The sequence below is a fragment of the Bradyrhizobium sp. LB8.2 genome (assembly GCF_040548035.1).
GTDB lineage: Bacteria > Pseudomonadota > Alphaproteobacteria > Rhizobiales > Xanthobacteraceae > Bradyrhizobium.
The window spans coordinates 113,262-119,492 of the sequence record NZ_JBEPQV010000027.1 but is presented as its reverse complement, the minus strand read 5'-3'; the positions used below and the strand labels follow the sequence as shown (position 1 = coordinate 119,492).

Here is a 6,231-nt window from a genome sequence, read left to right as displayed (position 1 = left end):
GCAATGCGCGCCGACAAGACCGACCAGAGCTTCACTTCAATGATCTATCTGGCCGCGGCCGCGATAAACTCCAGATGAATCCCAACAGACCCTAGCCTGCGCAAAGATCTGCGTAACAATTTGTCGCAAGGCGAAACCACCCCGTTCAAAGCTCGCCGAAATGTGATCCGGCAGCTCCGGCGGCCTCTGTCCTACCACCAGCCGATGAAGGCGGGCTTTGCGCTACCGCGTCATCTTTTCCAGTTCCGGAAAGGGTACGTAAACCGCGCCCGCGCACAGCTCGCCGGCGCGATCGACGACGCGGTCCCCCCGGCCGTTGACGAAAATGACGGCGCGTTCCCGCATGGCCTTGTAGGTGCCGTCGGTTTCGCGTGGGGTGAAGTGCAGGCAGCTGACATAGAACTGGCGGCCGCCGACCTCGCGCTGCAACGGCTCGGCCATGCTGGCGTCGCGCACGCCCACCGGGTTGTTCAGATAGCTGCGCATCAAGGCCAGCGTATCGCTGCGGAAATTGTCGGGAAACGGCTGCGGCCCGCCGGCCTGGGTCCCGTCCATCAGGGTTGGACGGTCACCGTCGCTGCCGAAACATGCCGCCAGCGCCAACGGCAATGCCAGGATCAATGCCAGGCGTACCGCTCGTTTCGCCAATTGCCCCACCGCTTACGCTCTCCGTTCAATCAGACCAGAAGCTGTTCTAGCCTCAAGATTGCGCGAAGGGAACTCGGTCCTGCTCGCACGTCCTGCCGCCACAAGCCTTGCCGCCACAAACCTTGCCGCCAAGAGCCTTGCGGATAGCGCACCGGCCCGCCGCCGACGGCTGCGCTTTCGCGCAGGCGCCGAATCGACGGGCCGGCCTGAATTCCTCACGCGGCGACTGGGCAATGCTACGACGTCGCCGCGCCGGATCAGTCGTTAGCTGCGCTTGTCCATTGTCGCCGGCTTGGTCACGTCCGGCTGCGTCTTCAGAGACTTCTTCGCCGCCAGATGCTTGTGGTGGTGGCGATGCGTGCGCACGGTCTTGTGCTCGTCCGGCGTGACCGCGGCGTTGGCGTTCATCGCCTTCGACTTGGTATCCACCTTGGCGCCCGCCTTGATGTCGGAGACCTTGGCGTCCGCCTTGAGGCCGGCGTCGGGTTTCGCGGCGGTGGTCGACACCTTGGTCTGGCTCTGGTCCGCCTTGATCACCGGCGTGGTCGTGGTGGTCTTTCCGGCTTCGGTGGCGAAGGCCGGAGCTGCAATCACGGAAGCTGCGAGCAAGGCTGCGGAAATGGTCTTCAACATGGTTGGTCTCCTCTTGGAAGGATCTTGAGGCGGCACCCTCTCGCCTACCCTTCGATCATAGGTGAGAGCCTAGGCGGCGGGCGCTGAACCCAGTCTGAAGCCCTTTGCAGGTTTCCGTTCATCTCGATGACACGTTTGTCATCTGCGGCAGGGCGAATAGACCGGGGCGGCGGGGAATGTTTTTGCGCGCCGGGTGTTCCGGTCTCTGGGCAATCGTGTAGGATCGCCACGCTTCATACGGGAGAACTTAGATGCGCAAACTCTCAACGCTTCTTGTGCCGGGACTTGTCGCCATGACGTTGGCGGCCGGGCCGGCTCTGACCAGCGCCTATGCCGCAGGCAGCGACGAACCCTCGTCGCCGCCGAAGTCGGACACCTCGACCAAGAAGGGCAAGAAGAAGAGCTCCTCCGTCAGCGATCCGAAATTCCTTGCCGCGTACCGTACCGCCTACACCACGATCTACGACAATCACGACTACACGGGTGCGATCGGCCAGCTGAAGTCGCTCGAGCGCGACGACGTCGCCGACGTCGCCAATTTGATCGGCTATTCCTATCGCAAGATCGGCGACTACCAATCGTCGAAGATCTATTACGAGCTGGCGCTGAAGGACGATCCGAACCACGTCCGCACCTGGCAGTATTACGGCCTCTGGCAGCTCGAGCAGGGCAACCGGGAGCAGGCGCAGTATCACTTGAACAAGATCGCCTCGCTCGCCGGCACCGACAGCTCCGAGTATCGCTCGCTTGCCACGGCGCTCGACAAGCCGACCGGCGCGACCCTCGTTTACTAAAGACGCGGCATCTTCGAATGAAGCAAATGGGCACAACCGCAGGGTTGTGCCCATTCTGCGTTCTCGGATAGCCTTCCGCACCAATCCTCCCCTCGTAAATTGGTGCGCAATGGACAAGTGGCTGCGATCCGCGATCGACTACATCGGCTCCTGGATCGAATTCCAGCAGACGACGTTTCAACAGCCCGGCGTTATGGTCGCATTCGTCCATCTCGGCGAGGTGGTCGCCGAGCACGCGTTCGGCCTCGCCAATCTCGACACCGGCGAGAAGCTCACCCCGCGCCACCGCTTTCGCATCGCCTCCCACTCCAAGAGTTTTACCTCGGCCGGCATCATGAAGCTGCGCGAGCAGCACAAGCTCCGGCTTGACGATCCCATCGGACAATATGTCGTCGGCCTGCATCCGCGCGTCGCCGAAACAACAATTGCGCAAGTGCTCTCGCACAGCGCGGGACTGACGCGCGACGGCGCCGATTCCAGCCAGTTCATCGACAACCGTCCCTATCTCAACGCCAAGGAGCTGGCGGCGGAATTGAAGCTGCCGACCGCGATCGAACCGGGCACGCGCTTCAAATATTCCAACCACGGCTTTGGCCTGATCGGTCTCCTCATCGAGGCCGTGACGAAGGAGCCCTACCCGGTCTGGATCAAGCGCGAGATCATCGAAGCCGCAGGCCTGCGCGAGACCGAGCCGGACGCGCCGCTTCCCAAGAGCGCGGCATTCGCGCGCGGTCACACCCGCAAGCTGCCGTACGGAGAGCGATGTGTAATCCCAGGCGACAATCCCGCGCACGCCATGGCATCGGCCGCCGGCTTCGTCGCGACCGCCGCCGATACGGCCCGCTTCTTCGCGCAGCTCGCGCCCAATGCGAAAAAGAGCGTGCTATCGGTCGCGAGCCGCCGCGAGATGACGCGAAACCATTGGCGCGTGCCGCAGAGCTTCGAAGGTTACTACGGCCTCGGCGTCAACGCCGGCAAGACCGACGGCTGGGATTGGTTCGGCCATGGCGGCGGCTTTCAAGGCTACATCTCGCGGACCTGCTCCATCCCCGCTTGCGAGCTCGCGATCAGCATCCTCAGCAACTCCATTGACGGCGCGGCGCCGTTCTGGATGGACGGCGCGATGCAGATCCTGCACGTGTTTAAAACGCGCGGCGCACCCGACCGGCGCGTGCGCGACTGGACCGGGCGCTGGTGGACGATCTGGGGCGCGAGCGACCTCGTGCCTGCAGGCAACCGCGTGCTGGTCGCCAATCCCCAGTTCAACAACCCGTTCATGGACGCTGCCGAGATCGAGGTCACCGGCCGAGACACCGGCAAGCTTGCCTGGGCCGCCGGCTATTCCAGCCACGGCGAGCCCGTGCGGCGCATCCGCGACAAGCGCGGCAAGGTCAGCGACGTCTGGATTGCGGGCGCCAACATCAAGCCGGCAAAGGTCGTGGCGCGTGAGATCGCGCGGAGATACAAGCCGCGCACGCGACGGCCTACTCCCGAATGAGAGTCTCGACCTCGCTCCGCAACGCCTGCCGCGAGCCGTCGCGCGAATAGAACATGTGGCCGCCGGGATAGACGATGAATTTCACCCGCTGTGTCGCGAAGGCCGGCAACTGGTCGAGCACCCGCTTCGATCCGAAATAGGGCGTGGCGAGATCGAATAGGCCGTGCGCGACCAGCACGTTCAGCTTGGCATCCGTGGCAAGGATCTGGCGCAGCTCGGACACCGACTGCGGCGGGTTGATGCCGCGGCCGAAATCCCATTTGCCCTCGACGGCACCGTTCAGGACCTCGTAGGAGCCGTCCGGCCGCCAGTTGAGTTTTCGCGTCAGGACGTCGACCGCGGCACTCGTCAGCGGCGCCTGCAGCGCATCGCCTGAGGGGTCGCCGAACCGCGAACTGCTCGAATCCGGATAGGGATCGAAGCCGCGCACCGAGGCATCGTAGCGGCCCGTCACCTTGCCACCTTTGCGATCGAACTCGCGGCGGAATTCCCCGACATCGAACCGGCCGGCGAGCCGGCGGCTGACCGCCTGGTCGATACCGGTGAGCTCGGCGACCTTGTCGGCAAGACGGTTGGTGGCCTCCTTGTCCGCCTCGCCCTTGACGAGATCGGCCAGAAAGTCGCCGCGCGCGTAAGCCTCGACGTCGGCGAGATCGGCGCGCTTGACCGACGACCCTTTGGCTTCGCGCGCCACCGCGACATAGCTTGGCAGCGTCGCGACATATTGCAGGAGGCTGGTGCCGGTGAACTCGCGGAAGTCCAGGAGCGGCGACACCAGGATCAATCCCCTGACGCCGACCCCATGCTGGAGCTGCAACTGGCGCACCACCTTCGGCCCGCGAATGCCGCCATAGCTCTCGCCCGCGACGTATTTCGGCGAAGTCAGCCGATCGTGCTTCTCCAGCCAACGGCGGATCACAAGCGCGATCGCATTGACGTCGCCATCAACGGAGTAGAACGACTTGCGCGCATCCTCGCCGCTGGCAATGAAGCGGCTGTAGCCTGTGCTGACGGGATCGATGAAGACGAGATCGGTGAAATCGAGCCAGGTCTCCGCATTCGGCTTCACCTCGGGCGAGGCGGACGGCGACAGAGCTTCGCCATCGAGCGGTAGCCGCCACGGCCCGGCCGCGCCGAACTGGAGCCATGCCGAGGACGCACCGGGGCCGCCGTTGAACAGGAACATTACGGGGCGCGTCGCACGGTCGGCGCCGTCGAGCTCATAGGATGTATAGGCAATGTCGGCCAGCGGCTCGCCCTTGCCGTCGAACACGCGGATCGAACCAGCGGTCGCGGCGAAGTTGAGGGTACGGCCGGGAAGATCGAGCGTCTGCTTCGTGGTCGAATCCGAGGGGAGACGGTGCGGCTCGGCGGATGACGATGAATTCTGAGACGCGCTTTGTGCGCCGCCGCCACGCCCGCCCTTTTGTCCGGCTGGCGCCGCGGTCTCGGCGCGCGGTTGCGGCGGATCATCCGCACGCGCAAATCCCGCAAGCGCGAAAGCCGACACCGCCAGTACCAAGGTCGCGCGGCGGAGCGCCGGCATATTCGTCGCCATGATCGTTCTCCCTGCCCGGCTGCGAGCATCGGTCCGGACCGCAAGGCTAGCGCGGAATTGCGACGGTTTGGGGGATCGTGGGTCCAGCGCTGCCTGGAGAGCCCGGTTGGGCGCAAATCGACCCGATTTTATCCTCAGATCGGGATGGGCAGTTGCCGGTCTCCTTTGAAGGGCGGTCATCCTCGACAATCGAGGCCCAGGTCGTATAGACGAGCCCGGCGGAACTTTCTCCAGCGGCCCTGCCCCGGAAACCATGACCAAGCCAGCGCGATACGACCGGATCGCCTTCGTCGCCAGCCCGAGCAGCGAGGCGCAAGCGGCCTTCGGCGAGTTGACCAGGGATTATGGCAATTGCACCGTCGAGGAGGCAGACGTCGTGGTCGCACTTGGCGGCGACGGGCTCATGCTCCAGACGCTGCACCGGAACATGCGCTCGGGCAAACCAATCTACGGCATGCACCGCGGCACCGTCGGCTTCCTGATGAACGAGTACTCGACGGTCGATCTTCGGGCCCGTCTCGAGGCGGCGAAGGAATCCGAGATCAACCCGCTCCTGATGCGCGCGACCGACGCCAACGACCGCGTCCACCTGCATCACGCCATCAACGAGGTCGCCCTGTTCCGGCAGACCTACCAGGCCGCGCGCCTGCGGATCCTGATCGACGAGCGTGAACGCATGACCGAGCTGATCGCCGACGGCATCATGGTGGCAACACCGGCCGGCTCGACCGCCTACAATCTGTCCGCCCAGGGACCGATCCTGCCGATCAACGCTGCGCTGCTGGCGCTGACGCCGATCAGCGCCTTCCGCCCGCGCCGCTGGCGCGGCGCGCTGCTGCCGAACACGGCTTATGTCGTGATCGAGGTGCTGGAGGGCGACAAGCGCCCCGTGGCGGCGGTCGCCGACCATGACGAGGTCCGCGACGTCCGCCGCGTCGAGGTGCTGTCCGACAGGACCATCTCGATGTGTATGCTGTTTGACCCCGGTCACAGCCTGGAGGAGCGCATTCTGCGCGAGCAGTTCGGCTCCTGAGCGCCTCGTCAGACTGCCGATCGCAACCCTTCGTTAACCGTCGGCGCGATATGGTTAACGAAAGTTG

6 protein-coding genes are annotated in these 6,231 nt (G+C 64.6%); 3 read left to right on the top strand and 3 right to left on the bottom strand.

The window, feature by feature from the left end; translation table 11 throughout:
* Positions 1–222 precede the first annotated feature (222 nt).
* Both ABIB06_RS28120 and ABIB06_RS28115 read right to left on the bottom strand, forming a co-directional pair.
* Positions 223–657 carry a hypothetical protein gene (locus tag ABIB06_RS28120; protein WP_354046506.1) on the bottom strand — a complete coding sequence of 145 codons (435 nt, stop codon included), beginning with the start codon at positions 655–657 and terminating at the stop codon, positions 223–225.
* 255 nt (positions 658–912) lie between these two features.
* Positions 913–1,281, bottom strand: coding sequence for a His-rich protein BRANT (locus ABIB06_RS28115; protein WP_354046504.1), 369 nt, complete (start codon positions 1,279–1,281; stop codon positions 913–915).
* A gap of 251 nt (positions 1,282–1,532) precedes the next feature.
* Between ABIB06_RS28115 and ABIB06_RS28110 the strand changes: the two genes are divergently transcribed.
* Both ABIB06_RS28110 and ABIB06_RS28105 read left to right on the top strand, forming a co-directional pair.
* Positions 1,533–2,075 (top strand): tetratricopeptide repeat protein, encoded by a 543-nt coding sequence (locus ABIB06_RS28110; protein WP_354046502.1) that lies wholly within the window; start codon positions 1,533–1,535, stop codon positions 2,073–2,075.
* A 109-nt stretch (positions 2,076–2,184) separates the two neighbouring features.
* Positions 2,185–3,573 (top strand): serine hydrolase domain-containing protein, encoded by a 1,389-nt coding sequence (locus ABIB06_RS28105; RefSeq protein WP_354046500.1) that lies wholly within the window; start codon positions 2,185–2,187, stop codon positions 3,571–3,573.
* Here ABIB06_RS28105 and ABIB06_RS28100 read toward each other — a convergent pair.
* A complete protein-coding gene (locus ABIB06_RS28100; protein ID WP_354069480.1) occupies positions 3,560–5,131 on the bottom strand; it encodes a S10 family peptidase in 1,572 nt (523 codons plus the stop codon). The genes ABIB06_RS28105 and ABIB06_RS28100 overlap by 14 nt on opposite strands.
* A 253-nt stretch (positions 5,132–5,384) precedes the next feature.
* On the opposite strand from ABIB06_RS28100, the gene ABIB06_RS28095 reads away from it, so the two are divergent.
* Positions 5,385–6,164: an NAD kinase gene (locus ABIB06_RS28095; RefSeq protein WP_354046496.1), complete on the top strand. Its 780-nt coding sequence runs from the start codon at positions 5,385–5,387 to the stop codon at positions 6,162–6,164.
* Positions 6,165–6,231 lie beyond the last annotated feature (67 nt).